Origin of the sequence: Nocardia sp. NPDC057227, assembly GCF_042669725.1 — a bacterium.
Lineage (GTDB): Bacteria > Actinomycetota > Actinomycetes > Mycobacteriales > Mycobacteriaceae > Nocardia > Nocardia asteroides_A.
Map to the genome: position 1 here is coordinate 78,335 of NZ_JBHUXA010000025.1, position 23,061 is coordinate 101,395.

The 23,061-nt window shown below is 73.5% G+C and carries 15 protein-coding genes and 1 pseudogene; 10 read left to right on the forward strand and 6 right to left on the reverse strand.

The genetic code is table 11. The features are described from left to right. Positions 1-100: 100 nt before the first annotated feature. From proS to ACFUJ1_RS27915, 5 genes are all read left to right on the forward strand, one after another. Positions 101-1,540 carry a proline--tRNA ligase gene (gene proS / locus ACFUJ1_RS27895; protein WP_378650152.1) on the forward strand — a complete coding sequence of 480 codons (1,440 nt, stop codon included), beginning with the start codon at positions 101-103 and terminating at the stop codon, positions 1,538-1,540. 114 nt (positions 1,541-1,654) lie between these two features. Continuing rightward, positions 1,655-4,492, forward strand: a complete 2,838-nt coding sequence (locus ACFUJ1_RS27900; RefSeq protein WP_378650154.1) for a DUF5691 domain-containing protein — start codon at positions 1,655-1,657, stop codon at positions 4,490-4,492. Further along, complete coding sequence (locus tag ACFUJ1_RS27905; RefSeq protein WP_378650156.1) at positions 4,489-5,589, forward strand: AAA family ATPase; 1,101 nt, start codon at positions 4,489-4,491, stop codon at positions 5,587-5,589. Before ACFUJ1_RS27900 ends, ACFUJ1_RS27905 begins: the two co-directional genes overlap by 4 nt. Then, positions 5,568-8,015 carry a DUF5682 family protein gene (locus tag ACFUJ1_RS27910; protein WP_378650188.1) on the forward strand — a complete coding sequence of 816 codons (2,448 nt, stop codon included), beginning with the start codon at positions 5,568-5,570 and terminating at the stop codon, positions 8,013-8,015. The genes ACFUJ1_RS27905 and ACFUJ1_RS27910 overlap by 22 nt, the downstream gene beginning before the upstream one ends. Beyond that, entirely contained in the window at positions 8,012-9,154 is a 1,143-nt protein-coding gene (locus ACFUJ1_RS27915) for a VWA domain-containing protein (protein ID WP_378650158.1), read from the forward strand. The genes ACFUJ1_RS27910 and ACFUJ1_RS27915 overlap by 4 nt, the downstream gene beginning before the upstream one ends. Before the next feature lie 39 nt (positions 9,155-9,193). Here the strand turns inward: ACFUJ1_RS27915 and ACFUJ1_RS27920 are convergent, their stop codons facing one another. Further along, positions 9,194-11,725, reverse strand: coding sequence for an ABC transporter permease (locus tag ACFUJ1_RS27920; RefSeq protein WP_378650160.1), 2,532 nt, complete (start codon positions 11,723-11,725; stop codon positions 9,194-9,196). Further along, positions 11,725-12,498 (reverse strand): ABC transporter ATP-binding protein, encoded by a 774-nt coding sequence (locus ACFUJ1_RS27925; RefSeq protein ID WP_378650161.1) that lies wholly within the window; start codon positions 12,496-12,498, stop codon positions 11,725-11,727. The genes ACFUJ1_RS27920 and ACFUJ1_RS27925 overlap by 1 nt, the downstream gene beginning before the upstream one ends. A 103-nt stretch (positions 12,499-12,601) precedes the next feature. Between ACFUJ1_RS27925 and ACFUJ1_RS27930 the strand changes: the two genes are divergently transcribed. After that, positions 12,602-13,027: a DUF1877 family protein gene (locus ACFUJ1_RS27930; RefSeq protein WP_378650162.1), complete on the forward strand. Its 426-nt coding sequence runs from the start codon at positions 12,602-12,604 to the stop codon at positions 13,025-13,027. Between the two features lie 19 nt (positions 13,028-13,046). Here the strand turns inward: ACFUJ1_RS27930 and ACFUJ1_RS27935 are convergent, their stop codons facing one another. The 3 genes and pseudogenes from ACFUJ1_RS27935 to ACFUJ1_RS27945 all read right to left on the reverse strand — a co-directional run bounded on the left by ACFUJ1_RS27935 (position 13,047) and on the right by ACFUJ1_RS27945 (position 16,101). Continuing rightward, positions 13,047-13,970, reverse strand: a complete 924-nt coding sequence (locus ACFUJ1_RS27935) for a hydroxymethylglutaryl-CoA lyase (RefSeq protein ID WP_378650164.1) — start codon at positions 13,968-13,970, stop codon at positions 13,047-13,049. Positions 13,971-14,146: 176 nt separating this feature from the next. Beyond that, a pseudogene (locus ACFUJ1_RS27940) lies at positions 14,147-15,334 on the reverse strand (CaiB/BaiF CoA transferase family protein); the annotation flags it as partial. Continuing rightward, positions 15,331-16,101 carry a deoxyribonuclease IV gene (locus ACFUJ1_RS27945; protein ID WP_378650166.1) on the reverse strand — a complete coding sequence of 257 codons (771 nt, stop codon included), beginning with the start codon at positions 16,099-16,101 and terminating at the stop codon, positions 15,331-15,333. The pseudogene ACFUJ1_RS27940 and the gene ACFUJ1_RS27945, both read right to left, overlap by 4 nt. 118 nt (positions 16,102-16,219) lie before the next feature. Between ACFUJ1_RS27945 and ACFUJ1_RS27950 the strand changes: the two genes are divergently transcribed. The 3 genes from ACFUJ1_RS27950 (at position 16,220) to ACFUJ1_RS27960 (ending at position 21,754) form a co-directional block, all read left to right on the forward strand. Next, positions 16,220-17,917, forward strand: coding sequence for a protein kinase (locus ACFUJ1_RS27950; RefSeq protein WP_378650168.1), 1,698 nt, complete (start codon positions 16,220-16,222; stop codon positions 17,915-17,917). A gap of 170 nt (positions 17,918-18,087) precedes the next feature. Further along, the gene (locus ACFUJ1_RS27955; protein ID WP_378650170.1) at positions 18,088-19,827 is read left to right on the forward strand and encodes a protein kinase; all 1,740 of its coding nucleotides are present in this window, start codon (positions 18,088-18,090) and stop codon (positions 19,825-19,827) included. A 4-nt stretch (positions 19,828-19,831) separates the two neighbouring features. Continuing rightward, positions 19,832-21,754, forward strand: a complete 1,923-nt coding sequence (locus tag ACFUJ1_RS27960; RefSeq protein WP_378650172.1) for a protein kinase — start codon at positions 19,832-19,834, stop codon at positions 21,752-21,754. A 30-nt stretch (positions 21,755-21,784) separates the two neighbouring features. On the opposite strand, the gene ACFUJ1_RS27965 is transcribed toward ACFUJ1_RS27960, so the two are convergent. Beyond that, a complete protein-coding gene (locus tag ACFUJ1_RS27965; RefSeq protein ID WP_233020197.1) occupies positions 21,785-22,165 on the reverse strand; it encodes a hypothetical protein in 381 nt (126 codons plus the stop codon). Between the two features lie 303 nt (positions 22,166-22,468). Between ACFUJ1_RS27965 and ACFUJ1_RS27970 the strand changes: the two genes are divergently transcribed. Then, positions 22,469-22,948, forward strand: a complete 480-nt coding sequence (locus ACFUJ1_RS27970) for a hypothetical protein (protein ID WP_378650174.1) — start codon at positions 22,469-22,471, stop codon at positions 22,946-22,948. The last annotated feature ends 113 nt before the right edge of the window (positions 22,949-23,061 follow it).

Genomic DNA, 23,061 nt, shown 5'->3' on the forward strand with positions numbered 1-23,061 from the left:
CCGGATGCAAGATCACCGATCGCCGCCGAAACCCGCTCGTGCGCAGCCGTTTCCGGTAGGCCCGCGGCGGCGCCCGCCGCGGGCGCTAGTCTGTGCGTCCATGACACGGGATGAGCGTGGTGTGACCGCACAGAGTGCGGACTTCGCGGCCTGGTACAACGAGGTGGTCGTCAAGGCCGCACTCGTCGACCGCGGCCCGGCGCGGGGCACCATGGTCATCCGACCGTACGGCTACCGCCTCTGGGAGCGGCTCCAGGAGGAGCTGGACCGCCGGATCAAGGACACCGGCCACGAGAACGCCTACTTCCCGCTGTTCATCCCGGAGAGCTTCCTCGCCCGCGAGGCCGAGCACGTAGAGGGCTTCGCGCCGGAGCTGGCGGTGGTCACGCACGCGGGCGGCAAGGAGCTGGAGGAGCGGCTGGTGGTCCGGCCGACCTCGGAGACCATCGTCGGCGAGATGATGGCCAAGTGGATCACCTCGCACCGCGATCTGCCGCTGCTGCTGAACCAGTGGTCGAACGTGGTGCGCTGGGAGCTGCGGCCCCGGATGTTCCTGCGCACCACGGAGTTCCTGTGGCAGGAGGGGCACACCGCGCACGTCGACGAGGCCGACGCCAGGCGCGAGACGCTGCTCGCCTTCGGGCTGTATCAGGAGGTGGCGCGCGATCTCGCCGCCATGCCGGTGATCGCGGGCGAGAAGACCGCGGGTGAGCGCTTCGCGGGCGCGGTGGCCACCTACACCATCGAGGGGATGATGCGCGACGGCCGCGCACTGCAGGCGGGCACCTCGCACTACATGGGCACCAACTTCGCCTCGGCCTTCGGCATCCGCTACACCGGCGACGCGGGCCGGGAGGAGCTGTGCCACACCACCTCCTGGGGCATGAGCACCCGGATGATCGGCGGCATTGTGATGACGCACGGCGACGACAGGGGGTTGGTGCTTCCGCCTCGGTTGGCGCCGTACCAGGTGGTCGTCGTGCCGACCACGCGCGGCGGCAACACCGCCGTCGAGCAGGCGGCCGACGAGCTGGCAGTCCGGCTGCGGGCCGCTGGCATCCGCACCCACGTGGACGCGCGGCCGCAGCTCAGCCCCGGTTTCAAGTACAACGAGTGGGAGCTGCGCGGCGTCCCGATCCGGTTGGAGCTCGGCCCGCGCGATCTGGAGTCGGGCAGCGCCGTGCTGGTGGAGCGGCTCGGCGACCGGGGCAAGCGCGCGGTGCCGATCGACGCGCTGCCCGCGGTGCTGCCCGGCGTGCTGGACGAGTTCCAGGAGTTCCTGCTGGCGCGGGCCACCGCCTTCCGGGACGAGCACACCCACGCGGTCGACGGCTGGGCCGATTTCGCCGCGGCGGTCGGCACCGGCTGGGCGCTCGCACTGCACTGCGGCACGTCCGCCTGCGAGGACGAGATCAAGGCGCAGACCGCCGCGACCCCGCGCTGTGTCCCGCTCGACGGCGAGCCCGCGAGCGGGGTCTGCGTGCGCTGCGGGGCGCCGTCGGCGTACGGCAAACGGGTGATCTTCGGCCGCGCGTACTGAGCTCCGCGGCCTGTCGGTGCACTGGTATAGAACTGCTTCCGACGACGCGATCGGCACCCGCCGGTCGGCCGGATCGGGGGGATACCGATGAGCACGATCACGGGAGGCAGCCGCGTGGGCACGACGCCCTGGAGCGAGGAGCAGGTCGCCGCGGCGGCGCCGGACCAGAGTTCGCTCGCCGCCGCGCGGAAGCTGGCAGGCAAGCTCGGCGACGCCGTCGCGCAGGGCAGCGCGCTGGCGGGCACCTGCGCGGGGAGCGGGCGCACGCCGTACCGGGTCGCTGTCGATCTCGCCGGTCCGGCCTTCCGCTGCTCCTGCCCCAGCCGCAAGTTCCCCTGCAAGCACGCGCTGGCGCTGCTGCTTGCCTGGTCCGCCGGTGCGGTCCCGGACGGCGGTGAGCTGCCGCCCTTCGCGACCGAGTGGCTGGCAGGCCGCGCCGCGCGGGCGACGGCGGCGCCCGCCCGCCCGGCCGATCCGGAGGGCACCGAGCAGCGCCGTGCGCGGGTGGCCGCCGGGCTGGCCGAGCTGGAGGTCTGGCTCGCCGACCAGGTACGCACCGGGCTGGCCAGGGCCGATCGGGTGCGCGGCTTCGAGGCCATCGCGGCCCGCATGGTGGACGCGCAGGCGCCTGCGGTGGCGTCCGCGCTGCGCCGGCTGCCCGCCGTCGCCGCCGGCCGCTCGGACTGGCCCCGGCTGGTGCTGCGCGAGTACGCCAGGCTGCACCTGCTCGCCACCGCGCACCGCGGGCTCGCGGAGCTGCCCGAGCCGCTCGCCGCCGGGGTCAGGGCGCACATCGGCTACCCGATGGCCGCCGAGCTGGTGCGCTCCGGCCCCGCGGTGCGCGACGACTGGATGGTGCTCGGCACCCGCGCGACCGAGGAGGAGCGGCTGCACACCAGGCGAACCTGGTTGCGCGGCAGGCACTCCGGGCGCTGGGCCATGCTGGTCGAGCACAACTTCGGCGGCCAGGTGTTCGCGAGCGCGGCGCCGCGGCTCGGCTCCATGGCCGACGCGAGCCTGCACTACTACCCCGGCGCGGGAAACCTCAGGGTGCAGTGGGGCACCAGGCACGGCGCCGACACCCCGGTCACCTCGCTGCCGCTGCCCGACGGCGCGGGCCGGATCGACGCGACGCTGCGCGCGTACGCGGCGGCGCTGGCCGACGACCCGTGGCTGCGGGCGCAGCCCGTGCTGCTCACCGAGGTGGTCCCGGTGCCCGGCGAGACCGGCTGGTGGCTGGCTGAATCGGACGGCACCGCGCTGCCGATCGCGCCCGGCGAGCAGCCGTGGCGGCTGCTCGCGATCTCCGGCGGGCATCCGGTCGCCGTGATCGGCGACTGGACCGCGGAGGGGCTGGTCCCGGTCGCGGTCTTCGCGGCGGGCGAGGTGCACCGGGCCGACGAGCCGCTCGGCCCGTCGGTGCCGTCGCCGGAGCCGCCGCAGCCCGCGCCGGAGACGGCCGAGCTGGTCTCGGTGGCGCTGCTCGGCACCGCGCAGCGCGGGCTCGACTCAGGGCGGCTGCCCGCCCCGGTGGCCGGGGCCGTCGCCCGGGTCGACGATCCGGCCGCCGCGCTGCTCGCGGCCGCCGCGCTGCAGGACCTGCTGGAGCGCGGCGGGGTCAGGGCAGGCACCGCCGTGCTGCCGGTACCGGCGGCGGAGGACGAGCGTCCACTGCTGCCCCGCGCGGCCGCCGACCGGCTGGCCAAGCTGCTCGGGAGCCGCTCCCCCTTCCTGCCGGAGTGGTTCGCGGCGGCGGCGCCGCACGACTTCCGCGCGCCGGACGCGCTCGGCGTCCAGCTGCTCGAGTACGCCCGCACGCTGCCCGAGTACCGCGGCCCGCTGCTCCGGCTGGCCGGGCCGCGCGGCCGCTGGCTGGCGGCGGCGCACCCGGGCTGGAACGACTTCCGCACCTCGTCGGCCGAGGTCGCCGAGGTCTGGGCCTACGGGAAGCCCGCGGCGCGGCGGAACCTGCTGCGCGAACTGCGCCGGGACGACCCGGTGCGGGCGCGCGAGCTGCTCGCGAGCACCTGGGCCACCGAGTCGGGGGCGCAGGCCGCCGAGCTGCTCGCGGTGATCGGCGACGGGCTCGACCCGGCCGACGAGGGGCTGCTGGAGACAGCGCTGGCCGGGCGCCGCGGTGACGTCCGGCGCACCGCCGCCGCGCTGCTGGCCCGGCTGCCCGGCTCGGCCTTCACCGAGCGCATGCGGCAGCGCGCCGAGCTGTGGCTACCGGTCCGCGGCGGCACGCAGCTGGAACCGGCGCTGCCTGCGGAGCTCCCGCCGGACGCCAAGCGGGACGGCCTCGCCGAGAGCGGCGCCGAGTTCGGCTACCGCTGGTCCGGCGGCCCGGACGACACCGCCGCGCTGCTGCGCAGGCTGGTCGCGGCCACCCCGCTCGCACACTGGGAGAAGGCGTTCGGCTCGCCGGTGCGGGCCGTCGCCACCGTGCTGGACGACCGGTTCCGCAGGCCGCTCTTCGACGGCTGGATGGACGCCGCGCTCGCCGCGGGCGACGGCGCGTGGGCCGCGGCGCTCTTCGACGCCGGGGTGCCGACCGACCAGGCGCTGCTGCGCAGGCGCGAACTCTTCGCGCTGCTCCCCGCGGCGGAGCGGATCACCCGGCTGCTCCGGCTGGACGGCGCCTGGCTCTCCGAGCTGGAGGCGCTGCTGCCCGCCGTCGAGCACCCGTGGCCGGAGCAGGTGTCGCACCACGTCCTGCTGCTGCTGCACGAGCGGGCACGGACGGCCGCCCGCAGACCGGGCGCCTCCGGCGCCATGCCGACCGCGTTCCGCTCGCTGCTCGCCGTTGCCGCCGCGCACCTGCCACCCGATGCCGCCCCGGTGGTCGCCGCCACCGCGCACCGCTGTACCGACGCGGCCTGGGGCGATGCCTTCCAGCGGCTCGCCCGCGACCTGACCATCCGCTCGACCATGCTCGAGGAGCTGCAATGACCGCACCGACGACCGACACCGGCCTGCTCCGCCCGCACGCCGAACAGACCTACGCGGCCGAGCTGGCCGCGCTGGGCGCCGCCGACGACCGACCGCGCCCGCCGTCCTGGGAGCTCTCGCCCTCGGCCGTCGTCACCTACCTGCTCGGCGGCGTGCTGCCGGACGGCACCGCGATCGTCCCGAAGTACATCGGCCCGCGCCGCCTGCTCGAGGTCGCGGTCTCGACGCTCGCCACCGACCGCGCGCTGCTCCTGCTCGGCGTGCCCGGTACCGCCAAGACGTGGGTCTCCGAGCATCTCGCCGCCGCCGTCTCCGGCAACTCCACGCTGCTGGTGCAGGGCACATCGGGCACCGCGGAGGAGGCCATCCGGTACGGCTGGAACTACGCCAGGCTGCTGGCCGAGGGGCCGAGCGAGGCCGCGCTGGTGCCGTCACCGGTGATGACCGCCATGCGCACAGGGAAGATCGCCAGGATCGAGGAGCTCACCCGCATCCCGTCGGATGTGCAGGACGCGCTGATCACGGTGCTCTCCGAGAAGACGCTCCCGGTGCCCGAGCTGGGCAGCGAGGTGCAGGCGGCCAAGGGCTTCACGGTGATCGCCACCGCCAACGACCGGGACCGCGGCGTCAACGACCTCTCCTCCGCGCTGCGCCGCCGGTTCAACACCGTCGTGCTCCCGCTGCCCGCGGGCGAGGACGAGGAGGTCGCCATCGTGACCAGGCGGGTCGCCGAGCTCGGCGCGGCGCTGGAGCTGCCGCCGGTGCCCGCGGCGGCCGAGGAGATCCGCCGGGTGGTCCGGGTGTTCCGGGAGCTGCGCGCCGGGGTGACCGCGGACGGGCGGACCAAGCTCAAGTCGCCGTCCGGGACGCTCTCCACCGCCGAGGCGATCTCGGTGATCACCAACGGCATCGCGCTCTCCGCGCACTTCGGCGACGGGGTGCTGCGCGCCTCCGACATCGCGGGCGCGGTGCTCGGCTCGGTGATCAAGGATCCGGTGGCGGACTCGGTGGTGTGGACCGAGTACCTGGAGGCCGTGGTGCGGGAGCGGCCGGAGTGGGCCGACTTCTACCGCGCCTGCCGCGAGGTGTCCGGGTGAGCGCCGCCGTGACCCGGGTGTTCGGCATCCGGCACCACGGGCCCGGCTCCGCGCGCTCGCTGCGTGCGGCGCTGGCCGAGTTCCGGCCGGACATCATCCTGATCGAGGGGCCCGCCGACGCCGATCCACTGGTCGGCTACGTCGCCGCCGATGGCATGGCGCCGCCGGTGGCGCTGCTCGCCTACGTGCCGGGCGAGCCGGCTCGCGCCGCCTTCTGGCCCTTCGCCTCCTTCTCCCCCGAGTGGCAGGCGCTGCGCCACGGCGCCGAGCACGGCGTCCCGGTCCGCTTCTGCGACCTGCCCTCCACCCACGTGCTCGCGGCCCGCGAGCACGAACCCGCCGAACACCGCGACCCGCTCGCCGAACTCGCCGCCGCCGCCGGCTACGACGACGCCGAGCGCTGGTGGGACGCGGTCGTCGAGTCCGCCGCCGACTCCGGCGCCTTCGACGCCATCACCGAAGCCATGCGCGCCCTCCGCGAACCCGCCCCGCCCGGCGCGGAAGTCGCCGAGCCCTCCACACACACGGGCGCGACCACGTCCGGTGGCCCCGCCGAATCGCCCGCGGGCGCCGAGGCCGCCGCTCCGGCAGTCGAGGCCGTCGCTCCGGCGGGTGGCGCCGCCGCTCCCGCGGGTGGCGCCGAGGCACCTGCGGGCGCCGCAGAGGCGCCGGGGGGCGGGGCGGAGCCCCGCGTTCTCCACTCCATCCCGGTGGACACCCAGACCCTGCGCCGCGAGGCGTACATGCGCCAGACCATGCGCAAGGCCCTGCGCGAAGGCGCCCAACGCCTCGCGGTGGTCTGCGGCGCCTGGCACGCCCCCGCCCTCGACGGCCCACTCGGCCCGGCCGCCCCGGACACCCGCCTGCTCACCGGCCTGCCGAAGGTCAAGACCGCGAGCACCTGGGTGCCGTGGACACACTCCCGCCTCGCCACCGCCTCCGGCTACGGCGCAGGCATCACCTCGCCGGGTTGGTACCACCACCTCTTCACCGAGACCGAGCAGCCGGTGGTGCGCTGGCTGACCCGGGTGGCGAATGTGCTCCGCGCACACGACCTCCCGGTATCCAGCGCGCACGTGATCGAGGCGGCCCGGCTCGCCGAGACCCTCGCCGCGCTCCGCGCCCGCCCGCTGGCCGGGCTCTCCGAGGTCACCGAGGCGGTGCGCGCGGTGCTGTGCGGCGGCGAGGAGACCCTGGTCCGGCTGATCGCCGAGGAGCTGGTGATCGGCGAGGCGCTCGGCGCCGTCCCCGCGGACACCCCGACGGTCCCGCTCGCCGCCGACCTCGCCGCCACCGCCCGCTCGCTCCGGCTCAAGCAGGAGCCGAGCGCCCGCAGCCTCGACCTCGACCTGCGCAAGGAGCGCGAGCTGCGCCGCTCGCACCTGCTGCACCGGCTCCGCGTGCTCGGCATCGAGTGGGGCGTGCCCGCGCAGAGCCAGGTCCGCGGCACCGGCACCTTCCGGGAGACCTGGACCCTGTGCTGGGAGCCGGAGTACGCGCTCGCGGTGATCGAGGCCTCGCGCTGGGGCACCACCCTGCGCACCGCCGCAGAGGCCAGGATCCTGGACCACGTCGGCGACGCCGACATCACCCTGGCCGACCTGGCCACCGCGCTCGACACCGCGCTGCTCGCCGACCTCGGCGCCGCCACCTACGGGCTGATCGCCCGGCTCGACGAGGTCGCCGCGCTCGACCACGACGTCACACACCTGCTCGGCGTGCTGCCCGGCCTGCTGCGCACGCGGCGCTACGGCGACGTCCGCGGCACCGACGTCAGCGCGCTCGGCCGGGTGGCGGACGGCCTGCTGGTCCGGATCTGCGCCGGGCTGCCCGGCGCCGTCACCGGGCTGGACACCGAGGCCGCCGAGAACCTGCGCGACCAGATCGACGCCGCCAACGCCGCGCTGCGCACCGGCACCGACGGCATCGAGCGGTGGCAGGCCGCGCTGCGCGTGGTCGCCGACCGGGACGACGTGCACGGCGCGCTGGCCGGCCGCGCGGTCCGGTTGCTCGCCGATGTCGGCGAGATCGACGACGCGGAGTCCGCGCTTCGGCTCGGCGCCGCGCTCTCGGTGGGGCGCACCGCGCAGGCGAAGGCGGCCTGGATCGATGGCTTCCTCGGCGGGCGCGGGCTGCTGCTCGTGCACGACCGCGAGCTGCTTCGCCTGGTCGACGAGTGGGTCCGCGGCCTCGGCGACGACCAGTTCACCGAGGTACTTCCGCTGCTCCGCCGCACCTTCGGCGCCTTCGAGCAACCCGAGCGGCGCGCTATCGGCCGCGCGATCCGCGGCGGAGCCCGCGCCGAAGGCGTGCGCGGCGCCATAGATTTCGAACGCGGCGAACTCGCGCTGCGCGCCGCCCTCGCCATTCTCGCGGCGGCCCCGCGCCCCGCGGACGCCGCCGAACCAGCAGGAGCCATCCCATGACCGACGACGCGCACGCCCGCCGCTGGCGGCTCCTGCTCGGCGCCGCCGCCGAGTCCGAACTCGGCTCGCCGGGCGGGCAGCACGAGCAGGCCATGGACCGCGCCCTCGGCGCGCTGTACGACGCGGGCGACCCGTCCGGCCCGCGCTCCGGCGGGCTCGGCGCCTCGGCGCCACGGGTCGCCCGCTGGCTCGGCGACATCCGCACCTACTTCCCGACCAGCGTGGTCGAGATCATGCAGCGGGACGCGGTCGAGCGCCTCGACCTCACCCAGCTGCTCCTGGAGCCGGAGCTCCTCGAGGCGGTGGAGCCGGACGTGCACCTGGTCGGCACGCTGCTCAGTCTCAACGGCGTGATCCCGGAGACCACCCGCGCCACCGCGCGCACCGTGGTCGCGGCGGTGGTGAAACAGATCGAGGAGCGGATCGCGGCGAAGACCGTCGCCGCCGTCTCCGGCGCGCTGAACCGGGCCGCGCGGATCGCCCGGCCCCGGCACCGGGACATCGACTGGGACCGCACCATCCGGGCCAATCTCGCGCACTACCTGCCCGAGCATCGGACGGTGGTGCCGCAGCGGCTGATCGGTTACGGCAGGCGCAGCCAGGCGGTGCACCGCGAGGTGGTGCTCGCCATCGACCAATCCGGCTCGATGGCGGCCAGCGTGGTGTACGCCTCGGTCTTCGGCGCGGTGCTCGCCTCCATGCGCTCGCTGCGCACCTCGCTGGTGGTGTTCGACACCGAGGTGGTGGATCTGACCGAACACCTGGACGATCCGGTCGACGTGCTGTTCGGCACCCAGCTCGGCGGCGGCACCGACATCAACCGGGCCATCGCGTACAGCCAGTCGCTGATCACCAAGCCGACCGACACGCTCTTCGTGCTGATCTCCGACCTCTACGAGGGCGGGGTGCGCGAGGAGATGCTGCGCCGGGTCCGGTCCATGACCGAGGCCGGGATCCAGGTGCTGGTGCTGCTCGCGCTCTCCGACGAGGGCGCGCCCTCCTACGACCACGACAACGCGGCCGCGCTCGCCGCGCTCGGCGTCCCCGCCTTCGCCTGCACCCCCGACCACTTCCCCGACCTGCTCGCCGACGCCCTCGACCGCAGGGATATCAGCCGCTGGGCGGGCGCCACGCGCTGAGCGGGGCGGCGCGGGCCGGAAGCCCGCGCCGCCCCGGCGTCACACGTCGGCGATCGCCGCCAGCGGCGGCGTGCGCGCCGCCCGCACCGCGGGCCAGAGCGCGGCGAGCACCCCGACCACGGCCGATCCGACCAGCACCAGCACCAGCTGGCCCCACGGGATCGCGATCTGATCGAGCCCGAAATCGCGGAGCGTGCGCAGGAACCCGATGCCGAGCCCGAGCCCGAGCAGCAGCCCGACCACCGCGCCGAAGATGGCGATCAGCATGGATTCCAGGTAGATGGTGCGGCGCACCTGCGGCCGGAGCATGCCGACCGCGCGCAGCATGCCGATCTCCCTGCGCCGCTCGACCACCGAGAGCGCGAGCGTGTTCACGATGCCGAGCACCGCGATCACCACGGCGAGCGCGAGCAGGCCGTAGAGGATGGCGAGCAGGGTGTCGATCTGCCTGCCCTGCTCCCCCTTGAACTCCTCGCGGTCCATCACCTGCACCACCACGAACTGCTCGGTGGCGCGCTCCAGGTCGGCGCGGAGCGCGGCCGGGTCGGTGCCTGGCTTCGCCTGCACGAGGAGCACCACATTGGCCCGGAAGGCGACCGGCGTGGTCCGCTCGTAGAGCTGCGGGGAGAGGATCACCTCGCCGAGCAGCGGGCTGTTCCGGTAGACGCCCTGCACGGTGACCGGCAGCGCCGTCCCGTCCAGCCCGTTGATGGTGACTTCCTGGCCCGGGCGCCAGCCGCGCTCCTCCCGCTCCTTCTCGGAGACCAGGATGTCGCGCTCGCCGAGCGTGTTCGTGCCCGCCGTCAGGTTCACCCGCATGACCCGGTCGAACGGCCCCTCCGGCGAGGAGCCTGGCACCTGGTCGCCGTCGATCCGCACCACCGCGCCGCGGAACCCGACCACCTGCTCGGCGCTGGGCACCCCGTCGCGCACCGCGGCGGTGGCGCCCAGCGGCACCCCGATCTGCGGCGGCCCGGCCAGCACGAAGTCGGCGGTCACGTCCTTGTCCACGAGGCCGCCGATGCTGGCCTTCGCCGAGGCGCCGAGCATGCCGATCGCGGTGACCAGCATGAGCCCGAGGGTGAGCGCGAAGGCCGTCGCCGCGGTCCGGCGCGGATTGCGCCGCGCGTTGTTCCGGGCCATGGCGCCGACCGCGCCGAACGGGCGCATGAGCACGCCGAGCGCGCCGACCACCGGCCGGGAGAGCGCGGGCGCGGCCAGCAGCACCGCGAGGATCAGCGCCAGCGCACCAGCCCCGACCGTCGATGCCGCGGTGCCGCCGGTGTACTGGGCGCCGCCGACCACCAGCGCCACCCCGGCGACGGCGAGCAGCGCGCCGGCGATGGTCCGGTTGCGCAGCGAATCGCCCGAGCTGGCGAACTCGGCGCGCATGGCCTCCACCGGCGGCACCTTCGCCGCCCGCCGGGCGGGGGCGTAGGCGCTGATCACCGTGACCGCGAGCCCGAGCGCGAGCCCGATCAGCACGGTCCGCGGCTGCAGCGTGAGCGTCCCGGTCGGCAGCCCGACATCGAAGGCATTGAGCAGCGCGGAGAGCCCGTACGCCAGCCCGACCCCGCCCGCCAGCCCGATCACGCTGCCGAGCACGCCGATCACCAGCGCCTCGGCCACCACCGAGCGCCCGACCTGCCCGCTGCTGGCTCCCACCGCGCGCAGCAGCGCCAGCTCGCGCAGCCGCTGCGCCACGATCATGGAGAAGGTGTTGTAGATGATGAAGGTGCCGACGATCAGCGCGATCGCGCCGAAGGCGAGCAGGAAGTAGTTGAGGAAGTTGAGCGCATCGGTGACCTGCGCCTTCATGTCCTCGCGCACCTGGTCGCCGTTCTGCACCTTGTACTCGCCGCCGTACTCCAGCGCGAGCCGGTCGCGCAGGTCGTCGGCGGGCACCCCGGCCGCGGCGATGTCGAGGTAGGCGACGTGCGTGCCGTCGGTGAACAGCTGCTTCGCCTGCTCCTCCGGGAACTGCAGCGCGACCAGCCCGCCGGTGCCGCCAGGCAGCTCGTAGACGCCGCTCAGCGTGGCCTCGATCGGCTCGCCGCGGGACGGGATCAGCACCTTGGTGCGGTCGCCCACCTGGAGCCCGGCCCGCTCGGCGCCGCCGGTGTTGATCGCGAACTGGCCCGGCTGCGTCGGCGGCCCGCCCCTGGTGAAGTCCAGCGGCTCGGCCACCGCGCGCTCGGGCGGCAGATAGGACTCGCCGAAGCTGGGGGCGCCGCCGGTCTGCACGGCGGTCTTGCCCGCCGGGTCGAGCAGCACGACCGGGCCGTTCACACCCGGCGCGACCGCGCGCACGTCCGGGCGGGCGGCGATCTTGTCCACCACGGTCTGCGGCAGCCCGACGGACTGCTGGTTCTTCGGGCTCACCCGCACGTCGACGCCCTTGGCCTGGCTGGCGAAGATGCCGTCGAAGGTGCGCTGCAGGGTGTCGGTGAAGACGAAGGAGCCGGCGATGAACGCCGTGCCGAGCACCACCGAGAGCAGCGTGAGCGCGAGCCGCACCTTGTGCGCGGCGAGATTGCGCAAGGCGACCTTGCGCATGGGACTGCCCGCCATCAGTTCTCCAGCGCCTTCATCCGGTCCAGCACCGAGTCGGCGGTGGGGTCGCGGAGCTCGTCCACGACCCGGCCGTCGGCCAGGAAGATCACCCGGTCGGCGTAGGAGGCGGCGCGCGGGTCGTGCGTGACGATCACGACCGTCTGGCCGAAGTCGTCGACGGCGGCGCGCAGGATGGAGAGCACCTCGCCGGAGGAGCGGGAGTCCAGGTTGCCGGTGGGCTCGTCGCCGAAGATGATGTCCGGTTTGCCCGCCAGCGCCCTGGCGCAGGCCACCCGCTGCTGCTGCCCGCCGGAGAGTTCGCTGGGGCGGTGCTCCAGCCGGTCCGCGAGGCCGAGCCTGCCGAGCACCGTCTCCAGCCAGCCGCGGTCGACCTCGCGGCCCGCGATGTCGAGCGGCAGCGTGATGTTCTCCAGCGCGGTCAGCGTCGGGACCAGGTTGAACGCCTGGAAGACGAAGCCGATGCGATCGCGGCGGAGCTTGGTCATCTCGGCGTCGGAGAGGTCGGTCAGGTCGGTGTCACCGATCCGGACCGTGCCGGAGCTGGCCGAATCCAGCCCGGCGAGGCAGTGCATGAGCGTGGACTTGCCGGACCCGGACGGCCCCATGATGGCGGTGAACTCACCCCTGGCGAAATCCGCGGACACCTCGTCGAGCGCGGTGACCCTGGTGTCTCCGGCGCCGTAGACCTTGCTCAGGTCAACGGCGCGGGCCGCGACGGAGGTCGCGGTGCCCGGCTCGGTCGGTTCGGCGCTCACGGCGTGCGATGTCATGGCAACCAGTGTTCCCGCGTTCGGGCGCGCACGCCATCGGGGAATCCCCGGAGCGGAGGGACCACCTCCGGGTGTATGCCCCGCGGCGGTATCGTCCGCCCGGATGGGTACGAGGATGGCGTTCGCCGCGGCGACGAGCATGGAGCTGGACCACGGGGTGGCCGACCCCGAGTGGTTGCGCGGCTCCGTGCGCGTCGGCTGTGATCTCGGAGCCCGCTGGGTCGCCGTGCAATATCTGCTTGACGCGGCCGGGGTGCCGGTGGACCTGCGGGTGGACGGCGACCCGCTGGACGCCGGGCAGACGCTCGCCGCCTGGTACCCGGAGCTGGTCGCCGAGGTCGCCGCCGCGCTGTCCTCGGTCGGCGCGGAAGCGCTTGCCGAACTGCACGATCCGATCCGCATGGCGGACGAGGGCATCGATCCCGCCGACGCCGCGGTACTCCTCGCATCCCTCCGCGCACTGACCCGGTTCTTCACCGAGATCGCCGACCGAGGCGTGGGCGCGGTGATGCTGCTCCGCGCCGCCTGATGGGGCCCGACTTGCTGAGTCAGCCGGGGACGGGTGCCACCCAGGGGAAGGCGGTGGTGGTGGAGCGGGCGCCGGTGACCGTGCGGGAGCGGTTCGGCTCGCCGAGTTCGGTGAGCAGGCCGTCGGTGAGATCGGCCAGCCCGGCCAGGGTGGCGGGGGTGAACCAGGACGGGCGGGTGGCGAAGAGGATGTCCTCGGTGGCGGTGTTGCCGCCCGCGCCGGGGGCGAACGGGCAGCCACCGAGGCCGCCGAGCGCGCCGTCGACGACGGTGGCGCCCGCTTCGATCGCGGCCAGGGTGTTCGCGACGCCCATACCCCAGGTGTCGTGGCCGTGGAAGACGATGCGGCGGTGCGGGGTGTGCTCGCGGACCGCGCCGACCAGGGTGGCGACCTCGGCCGGGCCCGCCTGGCCGAGGGTGTCGGCGAGGACGATGTCGGCGGCGCCGTCGGTGCGCGGGTCGGTGGCGATGGCGAGGACTCGGGCCGGGTCGACCGGGCCGGTGAAGGGGCAGGTGAAGCTGGTTGCCAGGGTGAGCTGGATGTCGCCGCCCGCCTGTTCGGCGAGGTGGACGGCGTCCGGCATCGCGGCGATGCTGGCCTCGGTGTCGCGGCCGATGTTCGCGCGGTTGTGTTCGTCGGTGACGGAGAAGCAGTACTGGAAGTGGGTGATTCCTGCTTCGGCTGCCTTTTCCACGTGGCGGGGGGTGGCTACCCACACCCAGCAGTGGGTGCGTTCCTCCGGGGTCAGTTCGGCTATCAGTTCCAGGGTGTTGGCCATGGGTGGGACCAGGTCGCCCCTGGCGAGGGAGCCTATTTCCAGGGCTGGAACGCCGAGGGCCAGGAGTTTTCTGGCGATTTCCAGTTTTCGTTCGACGGTGAGGAGTTTGCCGGTGAGCTGGAGGCCGTCTCTGAGGGTGACGTCTCTCAGGATGATGTCGTTCATCGCTGCGGCTCCGTCGGGGTGACTCTCGCGTCGCCTGCGGCGGCTCGACTCGTCTTGCCCGAGGCAAGCGACGAACCGGCGATTTCGCCCGAGGCGGGGGTGGAACCGGCGGTTTTGCCCGGGGCGGGGGTGGGATCGGCGGTTTCGCGCGGGGCGGACATGCCTGCGGCTTCGGCGATCTCGTCCGGGGTGAGGCCGAGGGCGGTGAGGACTTCGTCGGTGTGTTCGCCGAGGTCGGGGCCGATGGTGCGGATGGGGAGGGACTGGGCGCCGATGACCGGGACGATGCCGGGGAAACCGACCTGCTTGGGTTCGGGCTCGCCGACGTCGACGGGGAAGTGCTGGATCATGTCGCGGGCCAGGTACTGCTCGTCGGTGACGATGTCGGCGGCGGTGTAGATCGGGCCGCAGGGGATGTCCGCCTCCTCGAGGACGGCGAGCGCGGCGGGGCGGGTGCGCTGGACGGTCCATTCGCCGATGGCGGCGTCCAGCCGCTCGCGGTGCCGCCAGCGGCCCGCGTTGTCCTGGAGCTCCGGGTCGGCGGCGAGGTCGGGGCGCTCGATGACCTTCATGTAGCGCTGGAAGATGGCGTCCCCGTTGCCGCCGATGATGACGCTGGTGCCGTCGGCGCACGGGTAGGCGTTGCTCGGCGCGATGCCCTCCATCCGCCCGCCGACCCGCTGCCGGTTGATGCCGTAGGCCAGGTAGTCCGGCACCAGCGACTCCATCACCGAGAGAATGGCCTCGTTCAGCGCCACGTCGATGATCCGCTGCTCGAGCGGCACCGCACCGCTCGCGCGCTCCCGCTGGAACAGCGCCATGACGGTGCCGAAGGCGGCGTAGATCCCGGCGATCGAATCCCCGATGGAGACCCCGACCCGCACCGGCGGCCGATCCGGGTCGCCGACCAGCTCGCGCAGCCCGCCCACCGCCTCCGCGACCGCGGCGAAGCCGGGCCGCGCGGCGAGCGGCCCGGTCTGCCCGTAGGCGGAGATGCGGGTGACGACCAGCTCCGGGTTGGCCGCGTTCAGCTCCTCGGGCCCGAGCCCCCACTTCTCCAGCATGCCGGGGCGGAAGTTCTCCAGCAGCACGTCGCACTCGCGGACCAGGGCCAGCACGGTGCGCCTGCCCGCCTCGGTGCGCAGGTCCAGCGTGATCGACTTCTTGTTCCGGTTCACCGTGCGGTAGAGCATCGAGGTGGTGCCACCGTAGAGCCGCCAGTTGCGCAGCTCGTCCCCGACGCCGGGGCGCTCGACCTTGATCACCTCGGCGCCGAAGTCGCCGAGGATCCGGGCCGCCGTCGGCGCCGCGATGTAGTTGCCGAGTTCCAGTACCCGCACACCGTCGAGCGGCCGGATGCTCATCCCACGTGCTCGCGCAGGTAGGCCAGATCCTCGGCGAGACTGTCGCCCGGCGTCTCCAGCACCACCGGCGCGCCCGCGGTGCGGCACACCTCGGCGAGCAGCTCCGGGTCGATGGTGCCGTCGGCGAGGTTGGCGTGCCGGTCGGCGCCGGAGTCGAATTCGTCCCTGGAGGAGTTCAGGTGCACCAGGTCGATCCGGCCGGTGATGGCCTTGATCCGGTCGACGACGCCGACCAGCTCCTCGCCGCCCGCCCAGGCGTGGCAGGTGTCCAGGCAGAAGCCGGCGCCGAACTCGCCGACCGCGTCCCAGAGCCGGGCGATGGAGTCGAAGTGCCTGGCCATGGCGTGGTTGCCACCCGCGGTGTTCTCGATCAGGATCGGCACCGCGAAGCCGCCCTTCTCCTCCTGCCGTTCGAAGAGCTTGCGCCAATTGGTGATACCGGCGTCGATCTCGGCGTCCGAGCGCACGTGCCCGCCGTGTACGACGAGCCCGAAGGCGCCGAGCTCGGCGGCGGCCTTCGCCTGCTGCGCCACCGCGTTGCGCGAGGGCATGCGCAGCCGGTTGTTCAGGCTCGCGACGTTGATCTGGTACGACGAGTGCACGACGACATCGATCGGACTTGCCCTGATCTCCTCGGCGCGCGGGTGCGGCTGCGGCTTGTCCCAGCTCTGCGGATCGATGACGAAAAGCTGAATGACCTCGGCGCCGAGCTTCTCACCGAAGCCGATCGGATCGCTGTCCAGGCGAACGTGTGCTCCAATGCGCATAGGACTCACCCTAACGATCGGCACCGACACGCGGGGCCGCCGAGAGCGATGTTGCGCGCCGGGGCCACCCGGAGATAGATCGGTAGGACCAGGCGCGCGACCCGGAGAGGGGGGTGGAGTGACGGAAGTGCTGCAGAAGGGCGACACCTTCGCCGGCTACACCGTGCGGCGGGTGCTCGGGTTCGGCGGGATGGGCACGGTCTATCTGGCCAGGCATCCGCGGCTGCCCCGGCTCACCGCGCTCAAGCTGCTCGGCCGCGACCTGTACTCGGACACCGAGATCCGCAAGCGCTTCGAGCGCGAGGCGGATCTGGTCGCGCAGCTGGACCACCCCAATATCGTCACCGTGTACGACCGCGGGGCCGAGGACGATCAGCTCTGGATCTCCATGCAGTTCGTCGCAGGCGCCGACGCCTCCTGCGTCGACGTCGGGGTGCTTCCCCCCGCGCGGGCGGTGCGGATCATCGCCGACACCGCGGCCGCGCTGGACTTCGCGCACGTCAACGGGGTGCTGCACCGGGATGTGAAGCCGGCGAACATCCTGCTCGCCAAGGCCCCGATCGGGCAGCCGGAGCGGGTGCTGCTCACCGACTTCGGCATCGCCAGCGTGCGCGACGCCGACACCACGCTCGGCTCGGCCGGGTCGATCACCGCCACCCTGGCCTACGCCGCGCCGGAGCACCTCGCCGGGGATTCGCTCGACCACAGGGGGGATCAGTACTCGCTGGCCTGCACGCTGTTCTGGATGCTGACCGGCTCCGCGCCGTACCCGGGGGCGAACCCGGCCGCGGTGATCAACGGGCACCTCAACCTGCCGGTGCCGTCGGCGCGCACCGCGCGGCCGGATCTCCCGCCCGCCTTCGACGCGGTCGTCATGCGGGCGCTGGCCAAGGATCCGGCCGAGCGGTTCGACACCTGCGCGGCCTTCGCTGCGGCGGCGAAGGCGGCGCTGGACGGGGCGCGCAGCGGGCCGCACCGGTCGGTGCAGCCGCAGGGCGGGCCGCCGACCGGCTATCCGGGGGTGCCGCCCTACCCGACGGGTCAGCCGTACCCCACCGCGCAGCCGCGCCCCGGCGCGCAGCCCTATCCGACCGGGCAGCCGCGGCCGTACCCGCAGGGGCCGTACCCGAGCGCGCAGCCGCGCCCGCCCTATCCGCAGTACCCGGCGCCGCCGCGCCCCTATTCGAACCCGCAGCGGCCGTACCCCAACGCGCGGCCCCAGCAGGGGCAACCGCCCTACCCCGGGCAGTCCTGGGGGCAGCCCGCCCGTCCGCCCTCCGGCCAGAACCAGGGTTACGGCGCCCAGCCGCCATCGGGCGCCAACGCTTCCCGGCCGCCGGCCGGAAGCCCCGGCTCCGGCACCCACGCGCGACCGCAAGGCCCCGGCCCCGGCGGGGGCTTCGGCGTGAACCTCCGGCCCGGCGCCGCGAACCCGAACGGAAACCCCCGCCAGGGAGCGCCAGGCACCCAGCCGCCGTCCGGCGCACACGCCCGTCCCGGCGCACCGGGCAGCCAACCGCCGTCCGGCACACACGCCCGTCCCGGTACAGCGGGCAACCAACCGCCATCCGGCACCAACGCCACCCCGAACCCCGGGCAACGCTCCGGCGCGCACCCGGTTGCGGGCCGTACGCCGAACCCGGGCGCCCGCGAACCGGTACGCCCGGAGGACCCCACCGTCATCCCGGCTCCACCGCCGCCCGCGGGCCCGGCGCCGCGGCGGCGCGGGCGGCCGGCGGCGATCGATCCGCCCGGCGGCCGGGTGCGCCCCGGCGGGGCCGAAACGGGCGGCGAGACCCCTGCGGGGGACGGCTGAGATGCACCCCGGATCCCGCGCCCGGCACGCCTCGGCGGAGGCCGGGCACCCGCCCGACTACTGCTATGGTTTCGATGTTTCCGCGCACGGGCCTGGCCTGATCGCGCGTTCTCGTGCTGTACGCCTGTGCGCCGGTGGGTCCCGGTCCGCGGCGGGAGATGGAGCGGACAATGCTGGCCAACGGTGAGGTGTTCGCCGGCTACGTCATCGAACGGCAGCTCGGCCGCGGTGGCATGGGCTCGGTCTACCTGGCGAAGCATCCGCGGCTGCCGCGGATGACCGCGCTGAAGTTGCTGAACCGCGAGATGTTCTTCGACAAGGAGGTGCGGGCGCGGTTCGAGCGGGAGGCGGACCTGGTCGCCCGGCTGGACCACCCGAACATCGTCACGGTGTACGACCGCGGCATCGAGGAAGAACAGCTGTGGATCTCGATGCAGTACATCGACGGCATCGATGCGGCCTCGGTGGAGCCGCAGACGCTGCCCCCCGAGCGCGCGGTGCAGATCATCAAGGAGACCGCCGACGCGCTGGACTACGCGCACGGCATGGGTGTGCTGCACCGCGACGTGAAGCCGGCCAACATCCTGCTCGCCCGCTCCACCGCGGGCCGGGGCGAGCGGGTGTACCTGACCGACTTCGGCATCGCCCGGCTCCGGGACGACACCGGCCACCTCACCCAGACCGGCACCTTCACCGCCACCCTCGCCTACGCCTCGCCGGAGCAGCTCACCGGCGCCACCCTCGACCACCGCTCGGACCAGTACTCGCTGGCCTGCACGCTGTTCTGGCTCTTCACCGGTAGCGGGCCGTTCGCGGCGACCAATCCGGCGCAGGTGATCCAGGGCCACCTGCAGTCCGCGCCGCCCGCGCTGAGCAGCGCCCGCCCCGGGCTCTCCTACGCACTGGACGGCGTGCTGGCCAAGGCGATGGCGAAGCGCCCGGACGACCGCTTCGAGTCCTGCTCCGCCTTCGCCGCCGCCGCGCAGCACGCGCTGAGCAACCCGAGCACGCCGTCGCTGCCGCTGGTGGGCGGGCCGGTGCCGCACCCGCAGAGCACCGGGCCGCGCCCGGTCACCGGCAACCAGATGACCGGCGCCCCGATGACCGGCGCGCCGTACCCGACCCAGCACAACCCGTACGCCAGCGGCGCCGCCCCGCTCACCGCGGGCCCGGCCATGGCGCCGCCGCTCACCGCGCAGAACCCGCAGCAGAGCAACCCCTACACACACCAGCAGGCGGTCGGCTACAACCCGGTCCCGCCGCCGCCGAACACCTATCCCCAGTACGGCCCGACGCAGCAGCAGCCGCCGCGGAAGAACAACAGCACGCTGATCGTCGGCATCATCGTCGGCGTCGTCGTGCTGCTCGCCGCGGTGATCGGGATCGGCGTGGTGGCGAGCCAGAACTCCGCGAGCAACGGCGGCACCACGACGACCACCGCCGCCTCGGGCCCGAAGATCACGCCGTCCGCGGACGCGATCAGCAAGGAGTTCCCGCGCATGGTGCCCGCCACCAGCGACGAGGAGACCGGGTACAACAACTCGACCTGCTGGGAGACCGACACCAGCTACACCCCGAGCCCGAACGACGGCGACCCGGAGTTCGGCTCGTGGGCCTGGCAGTGGCGCTGCTACGGGGGTGGCGACAGCGACGACCCGTTCTACCGGATCTACGCCTACAACTCGGCCGCCGACGTGCAGTCGGTGGTGGCCGGGCTGCCCGCGAACACCAAGTCGACCGATACCAACGGCGGCAAGCAGTACACGAACTACAAGTACAGCGACAATGGGAACAAGATCATCACGGTGTTCAGCGGCGATCCGGACCGGAGCCAGTTCCTGATGTTCACCGACGGGTACGGCACACCGGAGGAAGTGCTCAGCTGGTGGCGTTCGGCGCCGTTGAACTGATGTCATGCTGAGAACCGGCGAGGTATTCGCCGGGTACACGATCGAACGTCTGCTCGGCCGGGGCGGAATGGGTTCGGTGTACCTGGCCAGGCACCCGAGGCTGCCCCGGCTGACCGCGATGAAGCTGCTGAACCGGGAGCTCTTCGCGGACGCGGAGATCAGGGCCCGTTTCGAGCGGGAGGCCGATCTGGTCGCCCGGCTCGACCATCCGGGGATCGTGCCGGTGTACGACCGCGGGGTCGAGGACGAGCAGCTCTGGATCTCCATGCGCTACGTCGACGGCATGGACGCGGCGTCGCTGGAGCCGGGGTCGCTACCTCCTGCCCGCGCGGTGCGGATCGTCGCGGAGACGGCGGCGGCGCTGGACTACGCGCACGGCAAGGGTGTGCTGCACCGGGACGTCAAGCCGGCGAACATCATGATCGAGCGGGTGAGCGACGGCGCCGAGGAGCGGATCTTCCTCACCGACTTCGGGATCGCCAGGCTTCGTGACGACACCGGGCACCTGACCAGGACCGGCACCTTCACCGCCACGCTCGCCTACGCCTCGCCGGAGCAGCTCTCCGGCGGGTCGCTCGACCACCGTTCGGACCAGTACTCGCTCGCCGTGACGCTGTTCCGGCTGCTCACCGGCACGGTGCCGTTCGAGGCGAGCAATCCGGTCGCGGTGATCCACGGGCACCTCAACGACGCGCCGCCGCCGGTGAGCAGGGTGCGCCCCGGGCTGCCCGCGGCGCTGGACGCCGTGCTGCTGCGGGCCCTGGCGAAGCACCCCGGTGATCGCTTCGCGAGCTGCGCCGAGTTCGCGACGGCCGCGCGGCACGCACTCGCCGGGGTCGCGAGCGGGCCGCACGCCGTTCCCGGGTCCGGTGGGACGCCGTCGGTGGCAACGGGATTCCCCGGCGGTCCGCCCGGGGCCTGGTACGGGTCGAGCGGCCCCGGCACGTACGCGAGCGGGTACAGCGGACCCGGCTACGGCACGCCCGCAGGCGGGTACGGCGTGGCCGGCAGTGGCACGCCCGCAGGCGGGTACGGCGTGGCCGGCAGCGGTACGCCTGCGGGCGGGTACGGCGTGGCCGGCGGCGGCGGGTACGGCCCGTCCGCTCCGGGGCACCCGATGCACGCGGGACCGTATTCCGCACCGGGCCACTCGATCCAGCACACCCCGACGAACTACGCCGGGCACGGCGCGGCCCCGCACGGCGGCCTGGGCGGCAAACCGCCGCGCCGCTACCGCGGGCTCGCGGGCGCGGGCGTCGGCGCCCTGCTCGCGGCCGCGCTGATCGCGGGCATCGCCTTCGTCGGCGCGGACCGCGGCTCGGCCGGCCCCACCGCCGCCCCGACCCGCACCACCCTGCCGACCGGCACCGACGAACAACCGCAGGACATCGCGGACGAGGAGACCACCACCCGCAGGCCGACCACGACGACGACGGCCAGCGACGAGTCCGCGATGATCGAGGGCCTCGCCGCACTGCACAACAGCTTTCCCCGCATGGTCCCGGATGCCGACGAGGACGACATCGTCTTCAGCGACCCCGGCTGGAACGGCGCGACCTGCTTCGGCAAGGACCGCTCGGACGGCTCGGGGCTGGACGCGACCGGGCCGGATTTCGGTGCGTGGACCGCCGTCTGGTACTGCTTCGGCGGCCAGAACAAGGCCAACTACGAGTTCTACGCCTACGCCAACCCGGCGGAGGCCGCCGCGGCGGTGGCGGCGCTGCCCACGGGCACCAGGCAGAGCGACACCAATAGCGGGCAGTCCTACAGCAATATCGTGCTGGAGGACTTCTCGTCGCTGCGGCCGCGCATGGTCACGGAGTTCTCCGGTGATTCCGAGCGCTCGCGGTTCGTGCTGCACAGCATCGGATTCATCGCCACGCGTACGGAATTCATGAACTGGTGGAGCACCGCGCCATTGCGGTGAACCGCCCTTTCCGGACGGTAGTTCCGATCGTCAGAAATCCGGTTCCCGGACGACGCTGTCCGAGCGCAGTTTCAGCAGGATCAGCCCGGCCGTGCAGGCCAGGATGAGGCCGGCCACGGTGATCTCGACATGCAGTCCAGCGATGCCGAGTACCGCACCGACGAGGCCACCGACGAAGAACAGCCAGCCGAGGCCACGCGCGAGCGTGGTGGCGGGGGTGCGTTCGCGGGGGGCCGTCGCGTAGGGCGGCACCGATTCCCCGGTGCCCGTGCCGTCCGGATCGGCGGCTGCCGATTCGGTCGCGATGGATGTGGATTCGCCGGCGGCGGAGTCCGGTACCGCGGATATCGCGGTGACCGATTCGGCGCCGTTGGACGAGGCATCCAGCGGAATGGCCGAGTAAGCTCCCATCATCTACTCCTCGTTGACGCCGATCAGAGAACAATCCGACGCCGGAAGTCGCTGTGCGCGACGACCGTTCACGTCTCTCATGTGGTTACAGGCGCCTCACGCGTAACTTCGATCACGCTACGACCACACTCGGCTGTTCTACTACGACACGTGCCCGCGACACGCCTCCGATACCATTTCGATATCTGAAATGCTAGCGTTTAGTTTTGTGTTTCTGCCCCGGGGGTGCCGCTGCTCACCTGGCTCCACCCACCGGCCTCGTTTAGGGTGAGGCCATCCGATCCAGCCACAGGAGCGTCACCGATGGAGAGCAGCAGAGCCAGGATCGCCGGTCCCGCGGTCGCGGCAGGCGCGGTCTCGGTGGGGCTGGTGCTGATCGGCATGTTCGGCATCGAGCGCGAGGACACCTACGTCGCCCCGCCGCCGCTGAAGTCGGATCCGTACGCGGGCGCACCGGTGCGCGACGACGGCGGCGAGACCGGCAGCGGCGTCCCGCGGATCACCATTCCGCCCTCGCCGAGCTGGCAGATCGCCCCCGCCGGGCCGCCGCGCCGCCCGGCCGGGTACACCCTCGTCGTCGACCCATCGGCCGACCCGTCCGACGACCCGTCGGCCACCGAGTCCGCCACCAGGACCAGGACCCCGACCACCCGTCCCCGCGAGGCCGAGCCGACCACCACGCGCACCCGCACACTCACCCTGGAGCCGAGCACACCGGCCGAGGAGGAGCCGTCCTCGGAGCTCGTCGAGGACGAGCCGTACGGCACCGAGAGCACGGAGTGATCAACGCCACGTGACGGCAGCGGGGGGGGGGGGCGGGGGGCCCCCCCGCCGGGCGCCCCGCCCCCCCCCCCCCCCCGCCCCCGGCTTGCGAGGGTGTCCGGTTCGTCTCCCGC

What these genes read in the sequence shown, in the direction of transcription:
- proS (WP_378650152.1), top strand. Translation starts at nt 101, where the DNA reads ATGACACGGGATGAGCGTGGTGTGACCGCACAGAGTGCGGACTTCGCG.
- ACFUJ1_RS27905 (WP_378650156.1), top strand. Translation starts at nt 4,489, where the DNA reads ATGACCGCACCGACGACCGACACCGGCCTGCTCCGCCCGCACGCCGAA.
- ACFUJ1_RS27915 (WP_378650158.1), top strand. Translation starts at nt 8,012, where the DNA reads ATGACCGACGACGCGCACGCCCGCCGCTGGCGGCTCCTGCTCGGCGCC.
- ACFUJ1_RS27920 (WP_378650160.1), bottom strand. Translation starts at nt 11,725, where the DNA reads ATGGCGGGCAGTCCCATGCGCAAGGTCGCCTTGCGCAATCTCGCCGCG.
- ACFUJ1_RS27925 (WP_378650161.1), bottom strand. Translation starts at nt 12,498, where the DNA reads ATGACATCGCACGCCGTGAGCGCCGAACCGACCGAGCCGGGCACCGCG.
- ACFUJ1_RS27930 (WP_378650162.1), top strand. Translation starts at nt 12,602, where the DNA reads ATGGGTACGAGGATGGCGTTCGCCGCGGCGACGAGCATGGAGCTGGAC.
- ACFUJ1_RS27935 (WP_378650164.1), bottom strand. Translation starts at nt 13,970, where the DNA reads ATGAACGACATCATCCTGAGAGACGTCACCCTCAGAGACGGCCTCCAG.
- ACFUJ1_RS27945 (WP_378650166.1), bottom strand. Translation starts at nt 16,101, where the DNA reads ATGCGCATTGGAGCACACGTTCGCCTGGACAGCGATCCGATCGGCTTC.
- ACFUJ1_RS27955 (WP_378650170.1), top strand. Translation starts at nt 18,088, where the DNA reads ATGCTGGCCAACGGTGAGGTGTTCGCCGGCTACGTCATCGAACGGCAG.
- ACFUJ1_RS27960 (WP_378650172.1), top strand. Translation starts at nt 19,832, where the DNA reads ATGCTGAGAACCGGCGAGGTATTCGCCGGGTACACGATCGAACGTCTG.
- ACFUJ1_RS27965 (WP_233020197.1), bottom strand. Translation starts at nt 22,165, where the DNA reads ATGGGAGCTTACTCGGCCATTCCGCTGGATGCCTCGTCCAACGGCGCC.
- ACFUJ1_RS27970 (WP_378650174.1), top strand. Translation starts at nt 22,469, where the DNA reads ATGGAGAGCAGCAGAGCCAGGATCGCCGGTCCCGCGGTCGCGGCAGGC.